The following is a 21441-nucleotide window of genomic DNA, read 5'->3' on the forward strand; positions in this document are numbered from 1 at the left end:
CGCTGTCCTCGCGGCGGAAGACCGGCGCCCATGACCATCATTGACAACGCCGTCTACGTCAACGGGGTCCGCCACGTGGAGCCCGAAAACCTGGAACAGACCTTCGAGACACTGGCCCGGCATGGAGGAATGGCCTGGATCGGCCTCTACCGGCCCACCGAGCAGGAAATGGCTGCCGTTGCCGCTGAATTCGGCCTGCACGCACTTGCGGTGGAGGACGCCATCTCGGCCCACCAGCGCCCGAAAATCGAGCGCTACGAAGACAACCTGTTCACTGTCCTCCGGCCTGCACGGTACCTGGACGCGACTGAAACGGTTGAATTCGGCGAGCTGCACATCTTCACGGGGAAGAACTTCGTGGTCACGGTCCGTCACGCTGAGACGGCCGGCGTGGCACAGGTGAGGCAGCGCCTCGAAGGCCGGCCCGACCTGCTCCGGCACGGCCCCGAGGCCGTGCTTTACGCCCTGCTCGACCGGGTTGTGGATGACTACGGGCCCGTGGTTGCCGGACTTGAAAACGACATCGACGAAATTGAAGACCAGCTTTTCAGCGGTGACACCGCCGTATCCCGGCGCATCTACGAGCTTGCCCGTGAAGTCATTCAGTTCCAGCGGGCCATCCATCCCCTGCCGGACATCATGCGCCAGCTCAAGCAGGGCTTTGAAAAGTACGACGTGGAGACCGATCTCCGGCACAGCCTGCGTGACGTGGAGGACCACGTGGAACGGGTCATCTCCCGGGCCGACTCCTTCCGCGACCTGCTGCAGAACGCCCTGACCCTGGACGGCACCCTCACCGCCAACCGGCAGAACGAGGCCAGCGCCGAGCAGAACGAACAGGTGAAGAAGATATCCTCCTGGGCTGCGATCCTCTTCGCACCGTCCTTCGTGGCCGGGATCTATGGCATGAATTTCGACCACATGCCCGAGCTCCACTGGGAGCTGGGATACCCGATGGCGATCGGACTGATGATCGGGACGGCGGCCCTTATGTACGGCATCTTCAAGAAGAAGGGCTGGCTGTAAGGCATGGAATCGCCGTCACAGCCTCCAGCCCTCCGGGAAGGCCGCATTATTGTTCCCGGCAGCAGCCGCCAGTTGGCTGCCTACGGCCTGTTCCATCCGCAGCCCGACCGGCACCGGGCTCTCCCATCCGGTTCCCGTACGTTCGATGCCAAGGCCCTGGAGCCTGACCTGCTGTGGATCAGCTTTGACGAACTCTGCGCGCCGGGCACGTCGGCGGAGGACTACTCCGTCCTGGCGGCCGGTCCGGAGCTGTGCGTTATTGACGGCGTGCCAGCACCGGAACCTGCGGACGCAGGGTCCCGGGCTGAGGCCTGGGAGCAGTTCGCCGCCGTTCTTGCCGTCCTCGCGGCCAGGAATGCGACGCTTTTTGTTGTCGGCACCGGGCCCATGGACTGGGCGGCCGCCGCCTCTGGCGCCGCGGACGCCCGGCTGCGTGCCTCCCTTGCCGGCATCGACCGGCTCCTGGCGGGCCTTGGGAGGGTTGAATCGGACGAGGCCATCGCCGTTGAGGGCGTTTCAGGGAGTTAGGCAGGGGAACTCCCTGCCGGAGCCTGCTACTTTGCCGCCGGCAGCGTGGTGCCAGCGCGCCGCCCGACCTCCATGCCCGCGGTCAGGCCGAAGATTTCGACGCTCACGTCCTCGTCCCTTTGGATGTCTGTGACCGTGACGGAGCGTGCCGTCTTTTCGATCCGGCCGACCGGCATGCCGTTGATCGCGACAGCCCAGGAGTCTGCGGCCGGGTCATCGGACTCCCAGGTGACCTTGATTGTGCTGATTCCATTCACCGTGGTCAGGGCCTCGGCCTGGACATTTCCCGGCGGGGCCAGTTGCTGATGGAACGGCTTCGTGCTGACGTGAACGGGGACCCGGAGGACGTGGGTGCTGCCGATCGGGTTCGAGACCCGCAGCGCCAGTTCTCCCTCGAATTCATCCTCATAGGTGTGCTTGTAGGCCGGCCCGGTGGTCGTCGCATCGTAAGTGCCGTCGCCGTCGAAGTCCCACTCGTACTTGCTGATCGCACCGACGGACCCGGAGGCGTCGAAGGTGATCTCCATGCCTGGTGCGGCGTAGTAGCCGTTGATAGGAAACCTGGCCTCGACGCCGTTGTTCTTGCCCAGCGGGATGACGGTGACCTGCAGCGGAGAGTCCCCGCCCTGGCCGGTCGGCGGGCTGGCCTGGGGGGAGGCGGTGGCTGCAGGGGCCGGAGGAGGGGCTGCCGGGGTTACCTCCGGTCCGTACAGGGCACCGGGGCCCTCGGCACAGGCGCTGAGCATGAGCGCTAGCCCACTGGCCGCCAGAACTGCTGCGTTCCTGTTCATCGATCTCCCCATTGATCTTTTCCTTCAGGAAGAAGCATGCCCAGATAATGGCCGGTTGCGCTACGGGGCGGCAACAAGATTGCCGCAATAAAGTCTGTGCCTACAGCCAGGCGCCCAAGGCGTGGCGTGCTCCAGCCTTGACCAGGCGTTCGACGTCGTGTCCCAGGTCCAGGTTGAGCAAGAAAGTGCCTATCGAAACAGCACGATAGCCAGGAAACTCCTTCAAACGGTGGAGCTAAGGGGATTCGAACCCCTGACCTCTTCGATGCGAACGAAGCGCTCTACCAACTGAGCTATAGCCCCGGAACCATCCGCCCCTGCAGGTGCGGCACCGGTGACCCTAGGCTACAAATTTTCCGTGAAGAAGCCAAACCGCCATGCCGACCCCGGCTCACGGGAACCGCGCGGGTGGCCTGTCCGTACTACCCGGGTCAGGCGCGGCGGCGCTGCAGGACGTCGTCGAGATTGCTGAGGGCGCTCTGCGCCTTGGAAAGCTGGGGCCCGTCCGCGGCAGCAGTACCCGCCGGCGGCGCGGCGGCCGCACCTTGCTTCAGGGACGGCTTGCCAACAGCCTTGGGCGATTCGGGGAGCTCCAGGGGCTCGGGGTCAGGGCGCGCGGCCTTCGCTGCCTCAACATAAACGGGCTTGGGGACCTCTACGGGCTCCCACGTGGCAGACGCCGGTGCAGCGCCCGCGGCACCGGCTGCTGCGGCGCTCGGATCCCCCGCGGCGACCGCGACCGCAAGTGCAGCCTCGCGCAGTTCCACTGCGGTCAGCGGCTTTGCCTTTGGCTGGTGCGCCTCGGCGTCGAAAAGCGGGTTGTCCGGCCTGGCCGGCGCTGCTTCAGGCCTCGGCGGGACATTCCCGGCAGCCTTGGACTGCCGGGGCGGCGCGGTCATCGCGGACCGGAAGGCTGCGTTGACCTTGGCTCTCCTGTCCCGGACAGCCAGCCAACGCAGGAGGACCACGGATCCGGCGGTAAGTCCGAGGCACGCCAACGGAAGGACCGGAGCGCCCAGCCCGAAGAGGAGGAGCACTCCGGAAACGAATGCGGTGGCCAACGACAGCAGCCCGATGAGGGCGAGTGCCATCCGGCCATAGCGTATGCGGAACTTGGCCCCGGCCGGCGTGCCGGCAGCAGCGGTCCCGGGTCCGGCGCTCTTCCTGGTGTCCATGGCTTTCTCCTGCTGGGCGGCAACGTTCATAACCAAAACGGCTGGCGATTCCGGTGTTTCATCGGCTGCGGCGTCTGCCAGGAAATCGCCGGCGGGCTGGAACTGGTGCCTGCGGTTCCGGAGGACGTAGGGCGCAACCCACACAATCCAGAGCACAACGGCAACCACAAGGATCACTGAGCTGCTAAGGGGGAAGTCCACACTCAAAACCGTATGAGCATCCGGCCCGCTGCGGCAGCATTAGCTGCGGTGTGTCGTGGCGCAGACGGCAATTCACTGGATTTATGACCGGTGTGAGGCAAGCCACGGCCTAAGTAGTCCCTCCGGGACCTCTTCAGACGTCAAGGCAAACGAGCGGTGGTCGGCCCATTCACCGTTGATGTGGAGGTAGCGCGGCCGGTAGCCTTCGTCCCGGAACCCGAGTTTCTCCACCACCCGGAGGCTGGGTCCGTTCTCTGGCCTGATGTTGATCTCCATCCGGTGCAGGCCCAAGGTCTTGAAGCAATGGTCCGTCACCATGGCGACGGCGGTGGGCGCGATGCCGCGGCCCGCACAGGCCTGATCCACCCAGTAGCCGAGGGTTGCCATCATGGCCGAGCCCCAAACGATCGACGATACGGTCAGCTGGCCAACAATGGGCGGCTTGACGCTGCCGGGCCGCCTCTCGGTGATGAGGAAGGGCAAAGCCGTTGCCTGGGCCGCCTGCGCCTTCAATGACCGGACCATCTGCCGGTAGTCCGGCAGGCCGCCGGATGGATCCGGGTTGGATGCTTCCCACGGCGCCAGCCACTGGCTGTTGCGGGACCTGACTTCCGTCCATTCCTTCTTGTCCCGGTACCGGATGGGCCGCAGGACCAGATCCCCGCATTCCAGGGTCACGGGCCAGATGGGACCAGGGCGCATGGCGCTACTTGGACAGGCCGGCGGTGAAGCCGGGCAGCCATTCCCGCAGGCCGGGGCCGAGGTCCTCGCTGTCAATGGCCAGCTGGACGCAGGCCTTGAGGTAGCTGAGCTTGTCCCCGGTGTCGTAACGCCGCCCCCGGAACACGACGCCGTAGACACCGTGCCCTTCGCCGTCACCGGTGGCCAGTTCCTGGAGGGCGTCTGTCAGCTGGATTTCGCCGCCCCGTCCCGGCCCGGTGCGCTCAAGGACGTCGAAGACGGCCGGATGGAGTACGTAACGGCCAATCAGCGCCAGGTTGGAGGGCGCTTCCTCCGGGCTCGGCTTCTCCACGAGCCGGTTGACCCGCACGTATGATTCGCCGTCGATCGGTTCGATGTCAGCGCAGCCGTAGGCGCTGATCTGCGAGGGTTCCACTTCGATCAGCGCGACGACGGAACCACCGGTTTTGGCTTGGACATCAATCATGGTGCTGAGCAGTTCGTCCCGGGCATCGATCAGGTCATCGCCCAGCAGCACGGCGAAGGCTTCGTCGCCAACGTGCTGCTTCGCGCGGAGTACGGCATGGCCCAGTCCGTGCGGGTCCCCCTGCCGGACGTAGTGGATGTCACCCAGGTTGCTCGCAGCCTGGATGGACGCCAGCTTCTCGATATCCCCCTTGCCTTCAAGGGCGGACTCCAGGGACGGCACACGATCGAAGTGGTCTTCCAGCGCCCGCTTGTTCCGCCCGGTGATCATCAGGACATCGTTGAGGCCGACGTTCACGGCTTCCTCAACCACGTACTGGATGGCAGGCTTGTCCACAACGGGAAGCATTTCCTTGGGCATCGCCTTGGTTGCCGGCAGGAACCTGGTGCCAAGTCCGGCGGCAGGAATGACGGCTTTGCGTACTCTCGGATTACTGGTAGTCACCGGACTAATCTAACGTCAGCGTCAAGCATTCAGTAATCAGGGGATGGCCGACGCCATGCGGCAGCTACGGAGGAAACACATGACGCTTGAGGATTCAAAGGCGGCCAAGGACGAGATACGTGCTGCCCATCGCCGCCGTCGTGCTTTGCTTACGCTCCAGGAGCGGCAGGATGCCGGGGAAGCCTTGGCGAAGCACGGGGCAGCGTGGGCAGATTCGGTAACCCGGGGGAAGGCAGCGACGGTCTGCGCCTACCTCGGAGTCGGGGCGGAACCGCCCACGCTGCCGCTGATCGCGGCCCTCCACGACGCCGGCCACAAAGTCCTGCTTCCCGTCTGCGAGCCGGGGCGGGAGCTGAAGTGGGTCTTCTGGGCGCCGGGCGTCGATCTGGTCAAGAGCAGGTATGCCCCCATCCTGGAGCCCGTGGGGACACGGCACGAAATTGAGGTGGCCGGGGAAGCTGCCGCCCTCTTTATCCCTGCCACCGCGATTGACCTCGCGGGCAGCAGGGTAGGCCAGGGCGGAGGTTACTACGACAAGTTCCTGGGCCACCTCGAATCAGCCGGGAAGCATATTCCGCTGGCCGCGGTGATCTACGACGGGGAACTGCTGCCTGCCGGCAGGATTCCGGTGGAGGCATTCGACCGGCCGGTGCCTGGCGTCGTGCTTCCCTCCGGGTTCCGGAGGCTGGCGGACGCCGCCTGACCGGGGAAGTCCCCGCGTACGAGGATGGTAGAATTAGCACTCAGGCCCTGCGACTGCTAATGGACATCCATAATCCAGAGGCAGTCCGGGACCTCTCGTTTGCCCAAGAGGAGGAGCACCAGTGCCAACGTATGCGTACGCCTGCAAGGATTGCGGCCATGCCTTTGACATCGTCCAGTCGTTCTCGGACAGCTCTCTGTCGTCGTGCCCTGAGTGCCAGGGTACCCTGCGCAAGAAGTTCAACAGCGTGGGCGTTGTCTTCAAGGGTTCCGGCTTCTACCGCACGGACTCCCGGGATGCCAAGGGCAGCACGGCTTCTGCCGCTCCCGCTGCGCCGGCGGCAACGCCTGCGGCCGCACCAGCTGCTCCGGCTCCGGCTGCTGCCGCCAGCTGATCCACGTTCCGCGGTCCAGGCTGCTGCCTGGCAGCTGACTGCGTTGTCCACATAGCTGCCGGCGCCCCTGCCGCGGCCGCCATGCGCGGCTTTAGCGTGGGCACATGCCTGCACACGGACAGCAACACCGGGTTGTATCAAGCGCGTCGCACGGACCTGGGCTCCCCGGGGCTTTACGGCGCAGTGGCGCCCACGGCGGGAGCCGCGCCGCCGGCCACAACGCACGCCGCCGCCCGCCGGCCCGCTTTGCCTCCTGGCTGAGCCGCAACAGGCGGCTGGCCGCCGCGCTTCTCCTTTGCGCCGCAGCCGCCATCACCGTCCAGCAACTTACGCCGGCACCGGTCTACACGGTGCCTGCGCTCGCCGCAGCCCGCGACCTTCCCGCCGGCACAGCCATGGCGGCTGCGGACCTCGCCTCTGTCCAGGTACCGCCGGGCATGCTGGGCGACGGATTCCTCAACGGACCGGGCGAGGCGGCCGGGAAACAACTCGCGGCACCGCTGCGCAAGGGACAACTGCTCACGGATGCCCAGCTGCTTGGTCCGGGGCTGCTCGCCGGCACTCCCCCAGGGTCAGCGGCTGTTCCCCTTCGCATGGCGGATCCATCGTCCATCCAGCTCGTCTCCCCAGGGCAGCTCGTGAACGTGGTGCTAACGGCAGCCGGCGGCTACGACCAGCAGGAGCCACCGGAGGTCCTGGCTTCAGGGGTTCCGGTGTTGTGGACTTCCGGTCAGGGCGGGCAAGGCGGCCAGTGGCTGGGCACGACGGAGACGGACGGACTCATAGTGGTGGCCGCCAATCCGGAACAGGCGGTTCGGCTCGCCGGCGCCTCCACGCAGGGAAAGCTGTTCTTCGTCCTGGTGGGGCCGTAGCCCTGCGAGCGATGGTCCGGGCCGGCGCGGAGCCACAGCGCCAACCTCCACGGCCGCAGGCTCCTGCCCCGGCTGCGATCCTGCCTCAGCCCCAGTGCGGGGGTTTCTGTTCCTTCAGCCACGCATCGTGGTCGTCGTCTTCGCGGTCGCCCCAGCCCCGGGCTTCGTCTTCCGCCGCCTTGTTGGGCAAGGCAGACGTGCCAGGCAGGGCGGCCGTGCCTGAGGTGGATGCGCTGCCGGGAACGGGGCCGCCCTCCTGGTCCTGCCCGGCTGCAGGTCCGGCGGCGACGGACGGCTCGGTGTCCGAAGAGTCGTTCTTCTCGTGGTCCGGGGCCATGGCACCCGCCTCCTTGCTGTCCAGGCGTTCGGCCTGTGCTGGTTCATGGTCCGATGCCGCGCGCCGGGACACGGCATCGATTCCGTTGAGCGCCTGGTCCACGTCGTCGTCCAGGAAGGCGATGGATGTGGACGTCCGCCCGGAGAGCGCGTTCTTTTCGAGGCCGAGGTATCCTGCGATGCGGTCGGCGCAGGCGGACGGATCCGTGAACACCTCGATGGTCCACAGCGGCATGTAGCGCCAGCCGAGGCGCTCCAGCAGCTGGGGGCGCAGCCGGCTCCGCTCCCGGACGCTCAGGGCGCGGTACTGTTCGGTGCCATCCGATTCAATCGCCACAGGCCAGGGGAGGTCGGCGTCCTCCTGGCCCATGGTGCTCAGCGGATCTGCGGCAGCCACCACGTCGATGGCGCCGTCATACTGGTGCCACACCCGGGCGCCCCGGGCGCGCAGGCGGTCTCCAAGGTCAGCCACCAGAGGATCGGCCCCAAGGGCCTGCTCGCTGGCCGCGGCCCGCGAGGCCGGAGTTCCGAGGTCCGTGTTTCCCGCAATTTCACGGTCAAGGAGCGAGTAGAGGTCCACGGCGCCGTGCGTCAGCCTGGTGTGGTCCAGGTCCTCGGGCCGGAAGCAGGTGAGAACGTGCATCGACCTGCGGGCGCGGGTCATGGCCAGTGCGAACTTCTCCCGGCCGCCCTCGGCGGAGAGGGGCCCGAAGTTGTGCAGGGCCCGCCCGTGCGGTGTGCGGCCAAAGCCGGGCGAGAAGATGACATGGTCGCGCACCAGCCCTTGGGCCCGTTCAAGATCGACAACGCGGAACGATTCGGGGCCGGCTCCGAAGAAGCCCGCCAGGGCCGGGTAGTTGGGCAGCTGGAGCCGGATGGATTCCCCGATCCTGGCCGCATGGCGGAGGCTTGCCGTGACCACGGCCAGCGACGTACGCGGGCGCAGCCGGGCGTGCTCGAAGACCAGCTGGACCACGCGGTTGACTTCCGCCACCACGGATTCCACGCCCTCATGGTCTGCACTGGGCAAGCCGGTGCCGTCCGGCAGGTACTCCACCAGCAGCGACCGGTCCAGTCCCGTGGCGGACTGACCCTCCGGGAGCCGGCGGAGGCCGCCGTCGTAAAAGTTCTTGCTCAGCTGCAGCACGAGGTCCTCGTCCACCGCCCGGTAGACGAAGTTGAGCCGCCACACCGGAAGTACCCTGGACAAGGCACCAAAGGCGCTCTCCACGCGCTGGTGCGCCGATTCGCCAGGCGCCAGGCGCTCGACGCCGACAGTAAACGTGCGGGGGCTGGCGATGCGGGAGTCGCCGAAGGCAATGACCTGCCTGGCGCGGGCGATGGACGGCAGCACCGCCTGGAGCGACGTCGCCTCGGCGTCCAGGATGACCACCGCGTCAAAGCGCTGTTCCGCCGGCAGCAGGCCGGTCATGAGATAGGGGCTCACGGACCAGACCGGCACCAGGGTTCCGATCAGTTCAGGCGCCTGCGCCGTCAGCGACGGCAGCGACACCCTGCCATCCTTGAGCAGGCTCCGGAGGAGATCCGCTTGGCGGGGGTGCGCGGCGATGGCGCCGCGCCACCGCTCGGCGAGGTCCCAGCGGAGGCGGGCGGCGCCGCTGGCAATGTGGGCGTTGTCCGCAAGGCGGTACTCGGCCTCCAGCTTCCGCAGCGCGTCGCCGTCGGACATGGCCAGATAGTCGTCGCCGCTGATCATCGCTTCAAGGGCGGACTGCCACCATGCCAGCTCAAGTTCGGCCCCCACGGAGCCTGCGGGAACCTCGCGCTCGGCGAGGTCGGCGAGGAGCTCACCGAGCCCGTGCTCGCGCATGTTCTCAACCAGCAGGGTGCGCTCGGGCAGTGTCTTCAGTGTGTCGGTATCCGCCACCAGCCGTCCAAGGCGCTCCATGAGCTCTTCGTAGCGCACGGCAGCCAAGGAACCGCCGGCCTCCGTGTGCCGCAGGGCCTCACCCAGGCGGGCCAGGTCGCCGTCCAGCGAACGGTACATCGCGTTCATCTCGGCGAGCCCGGACGGCACGGCGGGATGCCGCTGCGTGGTCGCATAGCCTGCCCACAGCGCCCGCTGCTCCTGCACCAGCAGCAGGGAGGTGTGCAGGTCGGCAATGTGGACCCCGGGCCGTACGTACTCCTTCGCGACCCTGCGCAGCCTTGAACGCTGCATGGAGGTCATCTCAATGCCGCGCTCCTTGCGCCAGGCCGAGGGCGCGGTGGCGGAAATGAGGTCCGTGACCGGGCGGTCGAAGATGTCCGGGGTGAACTTGTCCAGGCTGCCCCGCACCGCCACCAGGAGCTCAAGCTGCTCGCCCCACTCCGCAAAGGAGGCACCCAGCCGGATTTCCGCGTGCTCGGCAACCGCCTCCATGCGGTCGCGCAGCGCAGGCAGGCTCTTCTCCACGGAGCGGACCAGTTCCTGCGCTTCCTCGGTCTCTTTGCGCGTCAGCAGGCGGGCGCCATGCCACGGGCTGGTGGTGGAGGCCTTGCTGAAGCTGCCCAGCTCAGCTGCCCGGCGGAGCCTGCCTGCAAGCTCGTCACGGTCCCGGATGCTGTCCAGGACGCTCCGCTTCAGCCGGACGGTGGTGGCCGGGGCAGGGTGGATGGAGGTGAGCTCCGCCAGCGACTGCATGGCCTGGTACGGGGAGCAGCCCCACCGCTGCCTGACGTTGTGGAGCGACGCCACGTGGTCCATCAGGGCGTGGCGGTGCTCCGTGAGGGTGTTGTGGAGATTTCCCAGCTGGGGTTCAAGCGACTTTTCGTTGCGGACGATGGCCCGGACCAGCTGGGCTTTCAGCTGCTGGGCGGTGACGTTTCCGGACAGCTGGAAGAGGATGGACTCCAGGCCCAGGCCCTCCAGCTGGCCGGATACTTCGTTGAGGCTGGCGCGGCGGTCCCCCACCACCAGGACGGTTTTTCCGGCATCCACCAACGCACCGATGGTGTTGATGGCGGTCTGGGTCTGGCCGGTGCCCGGCGGGGTCCTGACCACCAGGGAATCCCCGGCACGGGCAGCGTCTATGACGTACTGCTGGTCCGTGTCCGCGTCCAGCAGGAGCAGTTCGTCCTGGGGGTGCCTGCTGTCCAGGGGAGGGAAGCGTGAGGGATCCGGCTCCTCGACGTCCACCATTTCGCCTCCGCCCGCGGTGGCCAGCGCGGAGATGAGCGGGTTGGAGTCGTTGATCCACGGGTCATCCAGGTTGCCCGAAAGGTCCGCGAAGGTTGAAACCAGCAGGTTGTGCTGGGCTTCTGCGCCGTGGATGGGCCTGATCAGCGTGCCCAGCCGGTCCAGGACGGGCTGCGGATCGAAGCGGGCCGTGCTGTACGCAAGCCGGGTGACGGCGTTGACGTCGAAGACAATGCCGTGGATGTTCTTCAGGTGCCGCACCAGGGCGGGGTTGATGTGCGCCTGCTCGGTCAGCTGGAGTTCGTAGTCGTCCTCCCCCGGCCGGACGGTCAGGGAAATGGCCGTGAGCATGACCGGCGCCGAGACGCGCTGGGGCTTGCCGCCGACGGCGGACGTCCACACCACGGTGCCTGCGGAGAGGTAGCCGGCGTCAATGCCGCGCTCATTGGAAAGCTCGAAGATCTTAGACCTGATGTTCCGGGATGCCCTGGCTGCGACGACGTACTGCTGGCGGTCCCGGATCAGGGTGGACAGCCGCGTCTTGCGTCCGGCCATGAGCTGGGCCAGCCCGGACGGGTGGGCGTGTGTCAGATCGATGGAACCTTCGGGAGTCTTGGTGAAGCGCAGCATTGTGTCCGCCCCGGTGACGGGTTTAAGCCCGGACAGCCATTTGCGGAGCTCCTCGGAGCCCTCCGGGTGGCCTTGACCAACTGACACTACTGCCTTCTTTTCTGCGCTTGCACGTGACGTCCTGGACCATACGGGCATAGGTTCGAGAGTAGCCGCTTAGGCGGCGGGACTGAGAGACCGCAACACTGCGCGCCCCGAAATTCCGGAGGATTTCACCCCGGAACACCAGTGGCCGGCCTCCCTTGACGGAGGCCGGCCACTCAGGATGCTACTCCCACTCGATGGTTGACGGCGGGGTGGTGGTGACGGCGAGCCACACGCGGTTGACGCCTTCCACCTCGTTGGTGATGCGGTTGGAGATCCTGGCCAGCAGTTCGTACGGAAGCCGGGACCAGTCCGCCGTCATGGCGTCCTCGGAGGAGACGGGGCGGAGCACGATGGGGTGGCCGTAGGTGCGGCCGTCACCCATGACTCCGACGCTGCGCACGTCAGCCAGCAGCACCACGGGCATCTGCCAGACCTCGTTGTCCAGGCCCGCGGCGGTCAGCTCGGCGCGCGCGATGGCGTCGGCCTTGCGCAGCAGGTCAAGGCGCTCCTTGGTGACCTCGCCGACGATCCGGATCCCGAGGCCGGGGCCGGGGAAGGGCTGGCGACCCACGATTTCCTGGGGCAGGCCCAGCTGTGCACCCACGGCGCGGACTTCGTCCTTGAAGAGTGCCCGAAGCGGTTCGACGAGCTCGAACTGCAGGTCCTCGGGCAGGCCGCCCACGTTGTGGTGGCTCTTGATGTTCGCTGCGCCCTCGCCACCGCCGCTTTCGACGACGTCCGGGTAGAGGGTTCCCTGGACCAGGAACTTGATCTTCTCGCCATGGGCGGCGGCCTCGGCGATGATGGCCAGTTCGGCTTCCTCGAACGCGCGGATGAACTCGCGGCCAATGATCTTGCGCTTGGTTTCGGGATCGCTGACGCCGGCAAGCGCGGACAGGAAGCGCTCCTGCTCGTTCGCGACATACAGCTTCACGCCGGTGGCGGCCACGAAGTCGCGCTCCACCTGCTCGGCTTCGCCTTCGCGCAGCAGTCCGTGGTCCACGAACACACAGGTCAGCTGGTCACCGACGGCGCGCTGCACCAGGGCTGCGGCGACGGCGGAATCCACGCCGCCGGAGAGGCCGCAGATGACCCTCGCATCACCGATCTGCTTCCGGATCCGCTCCACCTGCTCCTCGAGGATGTTCCCGGTGGTCCAGTTGGGCTCGATCCGGGCACCCTTGAAGAGGAAGTTTTCCAGGACCTGCTGGCCGTAGGCGGAGTGCTTTACCTCGGGGTGCCACTGCACGCCGAACAGGCCCTTCTCCTCGTTGGCGAAGGCAGCCACTTCGGCGCCCGCCGTCGTCGCCAGCACTTCAAAGCCTTCCGGGGCCTCGTGGACGGAGTCGCCGTGGCTCATCCAGGTGTTCTGGTGCTGGGGCATGCCTTCCAGGACCGAGCGGCCTTCACCGATGATGGTGGTCTGGGTTGAGCCGTACTCGCGCAGCCCGGTCTTGTCCACCTTGCCGCCGAGGGCGTTCGCCATGGCCTGGAAGCCGTAGCAGATGCCGAAGACCGGGACCCCGGCCTCGAAGAGGTCGGCACCGACGCTCGGGGCCCCGTCAGCGTAAACGCTGGAGGGGCCGCCGGACAGGATGATGGCGGCGGGGTTCTTGGCCAGGAGCTGCTCGGTGGTGTAAGTATGCGGAACCACTTCCGAATACACGTTTGCTTCCCGGACGCGGCGGGCAATCAGCTGCGCGTACTGGGCACCGTAGTCAACAACCAGCACCGGCTTCTGGGAAGTCTGGGATGCAGTGGGAGTAGTCACCGTCATAGCCTACTTTGCGCCGTTGCGCCGGCGCACCTTGAGAAGCGGTGCTGTGACGGAGCAGACTCCCCGGCGGGCAGCCCCGGCCATTGCCGGTCAGTAGCGCCGGGGTGCCTGGGGGTTGGCGGCCAGCTCCGCCTCAACCTCGGCGTGGACCTTCTTTTCCACGATGAAGGAGAGGAAGGGAACCACGCCGCCCAGTGCCAGCAGGACCAGCTTGAGGAACGGCCAGCGCATCAGTGACCAGAGCCGGAAGTTGGAGATCAGGTACACCACGTACATCCAGCCGTGCACAATCAGGACGGCCACGGACAGGTTGACGCCTCCCAGCACACCCGGAGGCTCCGCATCGGCAAAACCGAAGCCGAAAGGCTGCCCGGTGACGGCGTTGGTGCCACCGGCAAACAGGTACTGCCCGAAGCCGTACCGGGCGGCCAGTTCGGCGCAGAGCAGCAGCAGCATGGTGCCGGTCAGGTAGGCGAGCACTTTGTAGAACTTCAGGGCAGAGCGGATCTGGGCCTCAGTCCCGCCGAAGCGCCGCTTCCTGCCGGCGGACTTTCCTGCCGGGTTGGTGCCTGTGTTGGTGCCTGTGTTACTGCCTGTGTTACTGCCTGTGGCAGAGGCGGGGTTGGCCGGTTTCGGGTCGATCATGGCTGTACCTTTTGCTGGTTGTGTTCGGGATGCAGGGTGTCTTCGTCTTCTTCCTCAAGGCTGTCCTCGAGGTCGCGGTGGTAGTCGTCCTTGACGAGCCGCCACCAGATGAAGAGGGCAAAGCCGGCGAAGACCACCCATTCGAGGGAATAGAAGAGGTTGAGCCAGTTGATCTGCTGGGCCGGCGGCTGCGGGCCGATGTTCAGGGGAAGGAGCTCGCCGGGCACGGCAGCCGGGCTGACGTCCTCACCGCCCGTTATTTCCGCGGTGGCGGCGACGAAACCGGGGTAGCTGCTGACCTCCCAGTAGTTGATCAGCTCAGCCACGGAAACCGCGGTGGCTTCTCCCGGCCGGGGTGCCGTTCCCGGCACGGGCGCCTCGGACGGCAGGAGCCGCCCCGTCAGTTGGAGGATGCCCGACGGCGGCGCTGGAGCAGCCGCGCGGTCCGCCACCCAGCCGCGGGCCACCGGGATCCACGTCTGGGGTGAGGCGGCAACGCCGCTCAGCGTGGGTGCGCCGGAGACGGCAAAGGCGGTAACTACCCAGTAGCCTGGCCTGCCGTCGTGAAGCCGGCCGGGAACCAGCAGTTGCTTTGCGGGGTCATAGGATCCCTCTGCCGAAACCATCTGGTCGGCATCCGTTCCGTGGAAGAACTCGCCGGGCTGCAGGGTTTCAGTGAGGGGCTGGACCTGTTCGGTGGCGGGGTTGGCGGGGATTTCGGGCCTGGTGGACCGCCCGAACTGCCACTGGCTCAGCAGCACGAAGACCCCGGAGATGGCGATCGCGAAGACAAAACCGGCGATCCATCGGGGCTTAAGGGCTGTTTTCCACACGTCTTAACCGTACTTCGTGCCGCTGTAGAACAACTAAACGCCGGGACGGCGGCAGGAACCGCACCGGACGGTCGGTCCCGGTGGCCCGGGTGGTTGGCTGGGGCTGCCTAGTGATCGAAGAACACCAGGCTCGAGTTGATGAGCTCCGCAATCACCTCAGGATCGTAAGCCCGGCGCAGCGACTCCCGGAACGACTCCTTGGACAGCGACCGGGCCAAGGTTGCCAGGACTTCGAGGTGGTCCGAGAAGGAACTCGCGGGGGTGGCGATCAGCAGGATCACGGTAGCGGGACCGTCCGCCGCGCCAAAGTCCAAGGCATGTCCGTACTTGGCGATGCCGACGGCAATGGACGTGCGGGAAACAAACTCGCTGCGGGCGTGCGGAAGGCCAATCCCGCCGGGAAGCCCTGTGGCCAGCTGGTGTTCCCGGGCATTCACATGCTTGAGGAATCCGTCCAGGTCCGAAATCCGCCCGGCGGCATACAGCCGCTTGGCGAGTTGCGTGGCGGCATCAGCCTTGTCCGTTGCCTCCAGCTCCAGGATCACCATTTCGGGCGTGGTGAGCCCGGCATCGTACCGGTCAAGTGGTTCCGCCAAGGCGTGTCCCTTCGGTCAGGAGTGCTGTTGCCGTGGACCCCTCAGCGCAAGGGCACGATGTCTTCCACGCCCAGGCGGGCGGCGTCTGCGGATTCGTCGTCCGGCTGTTGCTGGCTGAGGCGTTCGGCCTCCACCCGTGCGATGTAGTGCCGGACCTCGTTTTCGCGCTGTTCGTCACTCCAGCCAAGAACGTCACCCATTAGTTTAGCGACAACCGGCACGGCGGACACGCCGCGGTCCCACGCCTCGATGGAAATCCGGGTCCTTCGGGTCAGGACGTCGTGCACGTGCCGGGCACCCTCGTGGGTGGCGGCGTACACGGCCTCGGCCTGGAGGTAGTCGTCAGCGCCGGGAATCGGCTCAGCCATTGCCGGATTCTCCTCGATGATGGCCAGCACTTCATCGGTCATGGAGCCATAGCGGTTCAGCAGGTGCTCGACGCGGGCCACATGCACGCCGGATTCCTCCGCGGTGCGGTTGCGCCGGTTCCAGGCCGCCCTGAAGCCGCTTGCGCCCAGCAGCGGGATGGTCTCCGTGCAGCTGGGCGGAACGCGCTCGTCCATGGTGCGGGTGGCCTCATCGACCGCGTCCTTGGCCATCACGCGGTAGGTGGTCCACTTCCCGCCGGCCACCACCACAAGGCCCGGAACGGGATGGGCCACCACGTGTTCGCGGGACAGCTTGGCGGTGGAGTCGTTTTCCCCGGCGAGGAGCGGACGCAGGCCGGCGTAGACGCCCTCCACATCCTCCCGGGTCAGCGGCCGCTTGAGGACCTTGTTGACGTGTTCCAGGATGTAGTCGATGTCCTTGCTGGAGGCGGCCGGGTGGGCCTTGTCCAGGTTCCAGTCGGTGTCCGTGGTGCCGATGATCCAGTGCCGGCCCCAGGGAATCACGAACAGTACCGATTTTTCGGTGCGCAGGATCAGCCCCACCGTTGACTGGAAGCGGTCCCGCGGAACCACCAGGTGGATGCCCTTGGAGGCCCTGACCTTCAGCTGGCCGCGGTCGGTCACCATGGCCTGGGTTTCGTCCGTCCAGACGCCCGTGGCATTGATGACCTGCTTGGCGCGGATGTTGAACTGCGTCCCGTCCTCATGGTTGACCACCTTGGCCCCCACTACCCGTTCACCCTCGCGGAGGAAATCCACCACCTTCATCTGGTTGACGGCGTGGGCGCCATAGTAGGCGGCGGTCCGCACCAGGTTGGCGCAGTATTTGGCGTCGTCCACCTGGCCGTCGTAGTACCGGATGGAGCCAACGAAGGCATCGTTCTTGAGGCTGGGGGCGGCACGCAGGGTGCCCCGGCGGGTGAGGTGTTTATGGAACGGCACTCCCCTGCTGTGCCCGCTGGAGATGGACATGACGTCATACAGCGCGATGCCGGCACCCACGTAGGGCCGCTCGATGAAGGGCTTGGTCAGCGGATACAGGAATGGCACCGGCCGCGCGAGGTGGGGCGCCAGTTCCGAGAGCAGCAGCCCCCGCTCCTGCAAGGCCTCCTTCACCAGGCCGAAATCCAGCATTTCGAGGTAGCGGAGGCCGCCATGGATAAGCTTCGAGGACCTGGAGGACGTGCCTGCCGCCCAGTCGTTCGCCTCAACGATGCCCACCGTCAGGCCCCGCGTGACGGCGTCCAGCGCGGCTCCTGTGCCCACGATCCCGCCGCCAACAATGAGGATGTCCAGCTCCTGGCCGGGCTCCGAGGTTGCACGCAGCCGTTGGATGGATGCTTCCCTGGCTTCCGGGCCGAGTGCCCCGCCGTTAACAGGAAATCTCTTCATTGAACGCCTCCAGTGCCTCTCGTGCCGGTAGTAAAACCACCCTACTTGCTTGCGGCACGCTTGGGCAGGAGTCTGTCAGTTTCCGGCGTAAGGGGAAACCACGACGTCGACCCGCTGGAATTCCTTCAGGTCCGAGTAACCGGTGGTCGCCATGGAGCGGCGCAATGCGCCGATGAGGTTGGAGGTTCCGTTGGTGTGGTGGCCCGGCCCGAACAGCACTTCCTCCAGCGGGCCTACAGTGCCCACGTTGGCGCGGTCGCCGCGGGGAAGTTCGAGGTGGTGGGCTTCCTGCCCCCAGTGCCATCCCTTGCCTGGCGCCTCCTCGGCCCGGGCCAGGGCGCTGCCGAGCATCACGGCGTCGGCTCCCATTGCGATCGCCTTGACGATGTCGCCCGAGGTGCCCATGCCGCCGTCGGCAATCACGTGGACATAGCGTCCGCCGGATTCGTCCATGTAGTCCCGGCGTGCGGCGGCGACGTCGGAAATGGCGGAGGCCATGGGCGAGTGGATGCCCAGGGCGCGGCGGGTGGTGGTGGTGGCACCGCCGCCAAAGCCCACCAGGACACCGGCCGCGCCGGTGCGCATGAGGTGCAGGGCGGGCGTATAGCCGGCCGCGCCGCCCACGATGACGGGGACGTCGAGTTCGTAGATGAACTGCTTGAGGTTCAGCGGCTCGTGGTCCTTGGAGACGTGCTCGGCGGATACGGTGGTGCCGCGGATGACGAAGATGTCGACGCCGGCGGCCACGACCGTCTTGTAGTGCTCCTGGGTGCGCTGCGGGGTGAGCGACCCCGCCACCGTCACACCGGCCTCGCGGATCTCGGCCAGGCGGGACGTAATCAGTTCAGGCTGGATGGGTGCCTTGTACAGCTCCTGCATCCGCCCCGTCACGGCGGGGCTGTTGGTTTCATCCTCCAGCGCGCCGATCTCGTCCAGGATGGGCTGCGGGTCCTCGTAGCGGGTCCACAGGCCTTCGAGGTCAAGCACGCCGAGGCCGCCGAGCCGGCCCAGGGCAATGGCGGTCTGGGGCGACATGGCTGAATCCATCGGCGCCGCGATCACCGGCATGCTGAACTGGTAGGCGTCGATCTGCCAGGAGACGGAGACGTCCTTGGGGTCGCGGGTACGACGGTTAGGGACGATTGCAATGTCATCCAGGGAGTAGGCTCGACGCCCACGCTTGCCACGGCCGATCTCGATCTCGTAAGTCACTGCTCTAGGTTATCCCAGCCGGGGTACTGGCCACGGCTGCGGCTGTCCGTGGCTACAGTGGCCTGATGGGTTCACAGTGGGTATTCGACGGCCATATTGCCGGCATTGGCACGGGCTCCGGACTGCGGGCGGTGGTGGGCATCTGGCAGGAGTCCCCGTTCGGACGGTTTGCGGACGTGATGGTCCAGCACCCCTCCGGGCACCGGCAACTGCTGGCCCCCACCGGGGCGGCGGCGGACTTCATTTCCGCCACCTACACCTTCGACGACGTTGCAGTGGTCGGCGTGTCCGCGCGGCTGGAGCAGGGGATCCTGACGGTCGACGCCGGTCCCTTGGGGATCAGCGCCAGCCTGGGCAGTCGGACCCTCCTTGGCAGCGCGCTGCGGGCCGTCCCCCGGCGGCTGGCAGTCCACCCCGGCTGGCTGCGCGCCGTCAGTCCCGTGGCCGGCATTGTCAGCGGCGGCTCCCGGACGTCCGGCACCGCGGGCAGCGGCCGGCGGGAGTACTACGGGGTGAGCGACCTGCACACCATCAGTGCCGCCGTCGTCAGCTGGGACGGCGCTGACGCCGGCGCACTGGCACCTGTCCACCCGCCGGTGACCTTCGGTTTCAGCAGCGTTCCGCCGCAGCCAAGCCTCGCCCGCGTGCGCACCACCGTGGTTGAGGCCGCGCCCCGCCGGCCGCCTGTGGCCGGCGCCCGCCGGTTCCCTGGCAGGCGAAGCGGGGTCAGGGGCTGGTGGGGACGCTGAGCTGGGACTCGAACATCCGGAAGTACCGCCCGCGCAGCGCCACCAGTTCCTTGTGCGTGCCCTGCTCCACGATCCTGCCGTCCTCCAGCATGTACACGATGTCCGCCTTCTCGATGGTGGCCAGGCGGTGGCTGATGGCGATGATCGTGCTGCCGCGGTCGGCGAAGAGGCGGGTGAAGATCCGGTGCTCGGCGAGGGCGTCGATGGCTGACGTCGGCTCGTCCATCACCATGAATGAAGCGTTCCGGTAGAAGTTGCGGGCCATCGCGAGCCGCTGCCACTGGCCGCCCGAGAGGCCGCTGCCCTTCCGGCCACGCGGGTCCTCCATCCAGTTGCTGACGTGGTTTTCCAGGCCGTTGGGCAGTTTGTTGATGAACTCCAGCGCCTCCGCGTCTCCAGCAGCCTTGCGGATGCGCGCATCGTCCCGCGGCGAGTCGACGTCGCCGAAGTAGATGTTTTCCGCAGCCGTGGCGAACTCGTATTTGAGGAACTCCTGGCTCAGCACCGCCAGGTGCCGGTGCCAGGAGGTGACGTCGACGGCGGCGAGGTCAACGCCGTCGAGCATCACCTGCCCGGAGTCGGGGGGGTAGAGTCCGGCGAGTATACGTATCAGGGTGGACTTTCCGGCGCCGTTCTCCCCCACGACGGCGATGTGCTGGCCCTCGCGGATGGTCATGCTGATGCCGCGGATCACCTCGATGTCGCTGCCCGTGTAGGTGAAGCGGATGTCTTTCAGCTCAACGGTTTTCGGGGATGCCAGCAGGGGCGGCGCGTGTTCCGAGTGCACCGGCAACGCCATGAACAGCTCGTAGTCCTTGAGGTTGGCCAGGTCCTCATCGATGGAACTGAGGGAGGATACGAGGCTGTTCGCGGTGGACAGTGCCCTGCTGACAATCTGCTGTACGTAGAGGAACTGGCCCACGGGCTGGGCCCGGGCGATGATCTGCCCCACCACCCAGATCAGGGACACCACTTCCGCGCCGTACTGCAGGGCATCAGCGGCGAGCTGCTTCGGGATATACCGGCGCTGGAAATCAAGGCGGCGGCGCTCGTCCGCGTCCCGGAGGCGGGAACGGAGGCCCATCAGGAATCCCACGATGCCGTAGAGGCGCATCTCCGCGATGTGCTGCGGCCGGAGGAGGTTCGTTTCGATCATCCTGCGCTGCCGGCGCGAGTCCACCTGGGTGTTCCAGTGGGCAATCTGCTCACGGGACAGCTTGAACTGAAGGTAGACGCTGGGCACGATGGCCACCAGGACAATCACCGCGATCCACCAGCTGACCAGGAGCAGCGCCCCGATGGCCAGGATCACCGATACGAGCTGGGTGAAGATGGCTGCGATCCGATCCAGCACCCGGGCGTAGGAATCGGAGAAACGCTTGGCACGGTCGTACAGGTCAACGGTTTCTTTGTCGTCGTATCGCCAGAACTCCAGCGCCAGGAACCGCTCGTACATCTGGTCGCCCACGATGGCGCCCACCCTGAAGCTCATCAGTTGCTGGATGTAGCGGTCCACGCTGCTGAAGGCGCCCCAGAACAGCCCGAGGGCAGCGGTGATGATGACGTAGACGATGGCCAGCTGCCCTGCGCCGGAGTCACCGGCGTAGGCCGCCGCCAGCGCCGTGGTGGTGAGCGCGGCGAAGTAGGTGGTCACCAAGGGAAGCACGGCCGAGATCAGAGAGCCGAGCACCTTCATGATCACAGCGCCAGGCGAGGCATGGAAGCTGACGCGCAGTACCTGGGCCACCGCGCGGGCGTATGGGCGAAGGGCCAGCCGCCGCGAGGGCTCCCGCTTGGGGGTAAGCTCCGCCGGATGTTGCGTTGGGGGCATGGTCCCAGCCTAGCGCCGCGCCCCGGGTCGGGCGGGCGTCAGTACTCCTCGCCGTACTCGTACTCAGGGAAGGGGAAGCAGGCGCTGTAGCCGGACACCCTGAGTGTCTCGGGTGCATCCCGGAAGGACACCAGCAAGTGGGTACCGTCACTGTGCAACAGGTCGACCCTGCGCTTTCCGCCGGCGGTTTTGCCGTCATCCACTGTCCAGCCGTCCTTGGTGGACATCGACGCCACGACATCGTCCAGGAATGCATCCCGGTCAACTCCCGGCGCAAGCTCGGCCTCGGCGTCGCCGGTCCACTTTCGTTGTTCCCCGGAACAGGGCATCAGCGGCGAGGTGTCGTGGGCGAACCTGGACAGCACCTTGTCCTGGGGCAGCAGGCCTACGATCTCCTGCTCGGTGGACATGACCTTGTCCTTGGCTGATTCCAGGCTGATGTCCATGTTCTTTCCATTTCCGGCCTGTCCGCACGAGGCCACCATTGCTAGCAGTGCTGTTGCTCCTGCAAGTCGCCAGGCAG

General features: G+C 66.7%; 19 protein-coding genes and 1 tRNA gene. 6 read left to right on the forward strand and 14 right to left on the reverse strand.

The window, feature by feature from the left end; genetic code table 11:
- Positions 1-30: 30 nt before the first annotated feature.
- Positions 31-1026 carry a magnesium/cobalt transporter CorA gene (gene corA, locus ACQ3DC_RS01815; RefSeq protein WP_157241670.1) on the forward strand — a complete coding sequence of 332 codons (996 nt, stop codon included), beginning with the start codon at positions 31-33 and terminating at the stop codon, positions 1024-1026.
- Between the two features lie 3 nt (positions 1027-1029).
- A complete protein-coding gene (locus ACQ3DC_RS01820) occupies positions 1030-1554 on the forward strand; it encodes a hypothetical protein (RefSeq protein ID WP_430751393.1) in 525 nt (174 codons plus the stop codon).
- A 26-nt stretch (positions 1555-1580) separates the two neighbouring features.
- Here the strand turns inward: ACQ3DC_RS01820 and ACQ3DC_RS01825 are convergent, their stop codons facing one another.
- The 5 genes from ACQ3DC_RS01825 to galU form a co-directional block, all read right to left on the reverse strand.
- Complete coding sequence (locus ACQ3DC_RS01825; RefSeq protein ID WP_430751394.1) at positions 1581-2300, reverse strand: PKD domain-containing protein; 720 nt, start codon at positions 2298-2300, stop codon at positions 1581-1583.
- A gap of 275 nt (positions 2301-2575) precedes the next feature.
- Positions 2576-2648: transfer RNA gene (locus ACQ3DC_RS01830), tRNA-Ala, on the reverse strand.
- A gap of 128 nt (positions 2649-2776) precedes the next feature.
- Positions 2777-3697 (reverse strand): hypothetical protein, encoded by a 921-nt coding sequence (locus tag ACQ3DC_RS01835; protein WP_430751444.1) that lies wholly within the window; start codon positions 3695-3697, stop codon positions 2777-2779.
- A 105-nt stretch (positions 3698-3802) separates the two neighbouring features.
- The gene (locus tag ACQ3DC_RS01840) at positions 3803-4423 is read right to left on the reverse strand and encodes a GNAT family N-acetyltransferase (protein ID WP_157241666.1); all 621 of its coding nucleotides are present in this window, start codon (positions 4421-4423) and stop codon (positions 3803-3805) included.
- A gap of 4 nt (positions 4424-4427) precedes the next feature.
- On the reverse strand, positions 4428-5333 hold the full coding sequence (galU, locus tag ACQ3DC_RS01845; RefSeq protein WP_421092967.1) for a UTP--glucose-1-phosphate uridylyltransferase GalU: 906 nt from the start codon (positions 5331-5333) through the stop codon (positions 4428-4430).
- Positions 5334-5412: 79 nt separating this feature from the next.
- On the opposite strand from galU, the gene ACQ3DC_RS01850 reads away from it, so the two are divergent.
- The 3 genes from ACQ3DC_RS01850 (at position 5413) to cpaB (ending at position 7302) form a co-directional block, all read left to right on the forward strand.
- Complete coding sequence (locus tag ACQ3DC_RS01850; protein ID WP_430751395.1) at positions 5413-6036, forward strand: 5-formyltetrahydrofolate cyclo-ligase; 624 nt, start codon at positions 5413-5415, stop codon at positions 6034-6036.
- A 121-nt stretch (positions 6037-6157) separates the two neighbouring features.
- Positions 6158-6430 (forward strand): FmdB family zinc ribbon protein, encoded by a 273-nt coding sequence (locus tag ACQ3DC_RS01855; protein WP_430751396.1) that lies wholly within the window; start codon positions 6158-6160, stop codon positions 6428-6430.
- Positions 6431-6534: 104 nt separating this feature from the next.
- Complete coding sequence (gene cpaB / locus ACQ3DC_RS01860) at positions 6535-7302, forward strand: Flp pilus assembly protein CpaB (RefSeq protein WP_430751397.1); 768 nt, start codon at positions 6535-6537, stop codon at positions 7300-7302.
- 85 nt (positions 7303-7387) lie between these two features.
- On the opposite strand, the gene ACQ3DC_RS01865 is transcribed toward cpaB, so the two are convergent.
- From ACQ3DC_RS01865 to ACQ3DC_RS01895, 7 genes are all read right to left on the reverse strand, one after another.
- On the reverse strand, positions 7388-11545 hold the full coding sequence (locus ACQ3DC_RS01865; RefSeq protein ID WP_430751398.1) for a DUF4011 domain-containing protein: 4158 nt from the start codon (positions 11543-11545) through the stop codon (positions 7388-7390).
- 130 nt (positions 11546-11675) lie between these two features.
- Positions 11676-13271 (reverse strand): glutamine-hydrolyzing GMP synthase, encoded by a 1596-nt coding sequence (guaA, locus tag ACQ3DC_RS01870; protein WP_430751399.1) that lies wholly within the window; start codon positions 13269-13271, stop codon positions 11676-11678.
- A gap of 90 nt (positions 13272-13361) precedes the next feature.
- On the reverse strand, positions 13362-13916 hold the full coding sequence (locus tag ACQ3DC_RS01875) for a DUF3817 domain-containing protein (protein ID WP_430751400.1): 555 nt from the start codon (positions 13914-13916) through the stop codon (positions 13362-13364).
- Positions 13913-14749, reverse strand: a complete 837-nt coding sequence (locus tag ACQ3DC_RS01880; RefSeq protein ID WP_430751401.1) for an SURF1 family protein — start codon at positions 14747-14749, stop codon at positions 13913-13915. The genes ACQ3DC_RS01875 and ACQ3DC_RS01880 overlap by 4 nt, the downstream gene beginning before the upstream one ends.
- A gap of 107 nt (positions 14750-14856) precedes the next feature.
- Entirely contained in the window at positions 14857-15345 is a 489-nt protein-coding gene (locus ACQ3DC_RS01885) for a PTS sugar transporter subunit IIA (protein WP_157241660.1), read from the reverse strand.
- Between the two features lie 41 nt (positions 15346-15386).
- Positions 15387-17126, reverse strand: coding sequence for a glycerol-3-phosphate dehydrogenase/oxidase (locus ACQ3DC_RS01890; protein ID WP_430751402.1), 1740 nt, complete (start codon positions 17124-17126; stop codon positions 15387-15389).
- Positions 17127-17201: 75 nt separating this feature from the next.
- Positions 17202-18338, reverse strand: a complete 1137-nt coding sequence (locus tag ACQ3DC_RS01895) for a GuaB3 family IMP dehydrogenase-related protein (RefSeq protein ID WP_321214022.1) — start codon at positions 18336-18338, stop codon at positions 17202-17204.
- A 65-nt stretch (positions 18339-18403) separates the two neighbouring features.
- Between ACQ3DC_RS01895 and ACQ3DC_RS01900 the strand changes: the two genes are divergently transcribed.
- Positions 18404-19087 (forward strand): hypothetical protein, encoded by a 684-nt coding sequence (locus tag ACQ3DC_RS01900; protein WP_321214023.1) that lies wholly within the window; start codon positions 18404-18406, stop codon positions 19085-19087.
- Here ACQ3DC_RS01900 and ACQ3DC_RS01905 read toward each other — a convergent pair.
- The gene (locus ACQ3DC_RS01905) at positions 19065-20918 is read right to left on the reverse strand and encodes an ABC transporter ATP-binding protein (protein WP_430751403.1); all 1854 of its coding nucleotides are present in this window, start codon (positions 20916-20918) and stop codon (positions 19065-19067) included. The genes ACQ3DC_RS01900 and ACQ3DC_RS01905 overlap by 23 nt on opposite strands.
- A gap of 38 nt (positions 20919-20956) precedes the next feature.
- Positions 20957-21364 (reverse strand): hypothetical protein, encoded by a 408-nt coding sequence (locus tag ACQ3DC_RS01910; RefSeq protein ID WP_421092959.1) that lies wholly within the window; start codon positions 21362-21364, stop codon positions 20957-20959.
- Between the last annotated feature and the right edge of the window lie 77 nt (positions 21365-21441).

This window comes from Paenarthrobacter sp. NEAU-H11 (assembly GCF_050573415.1).
Taxonomy (GTDB): domain Bacteria; phylum Actinomycetota; class Actinomycetes; order Actinomycetales; family Micrococcaceae; genus Arthrobacter.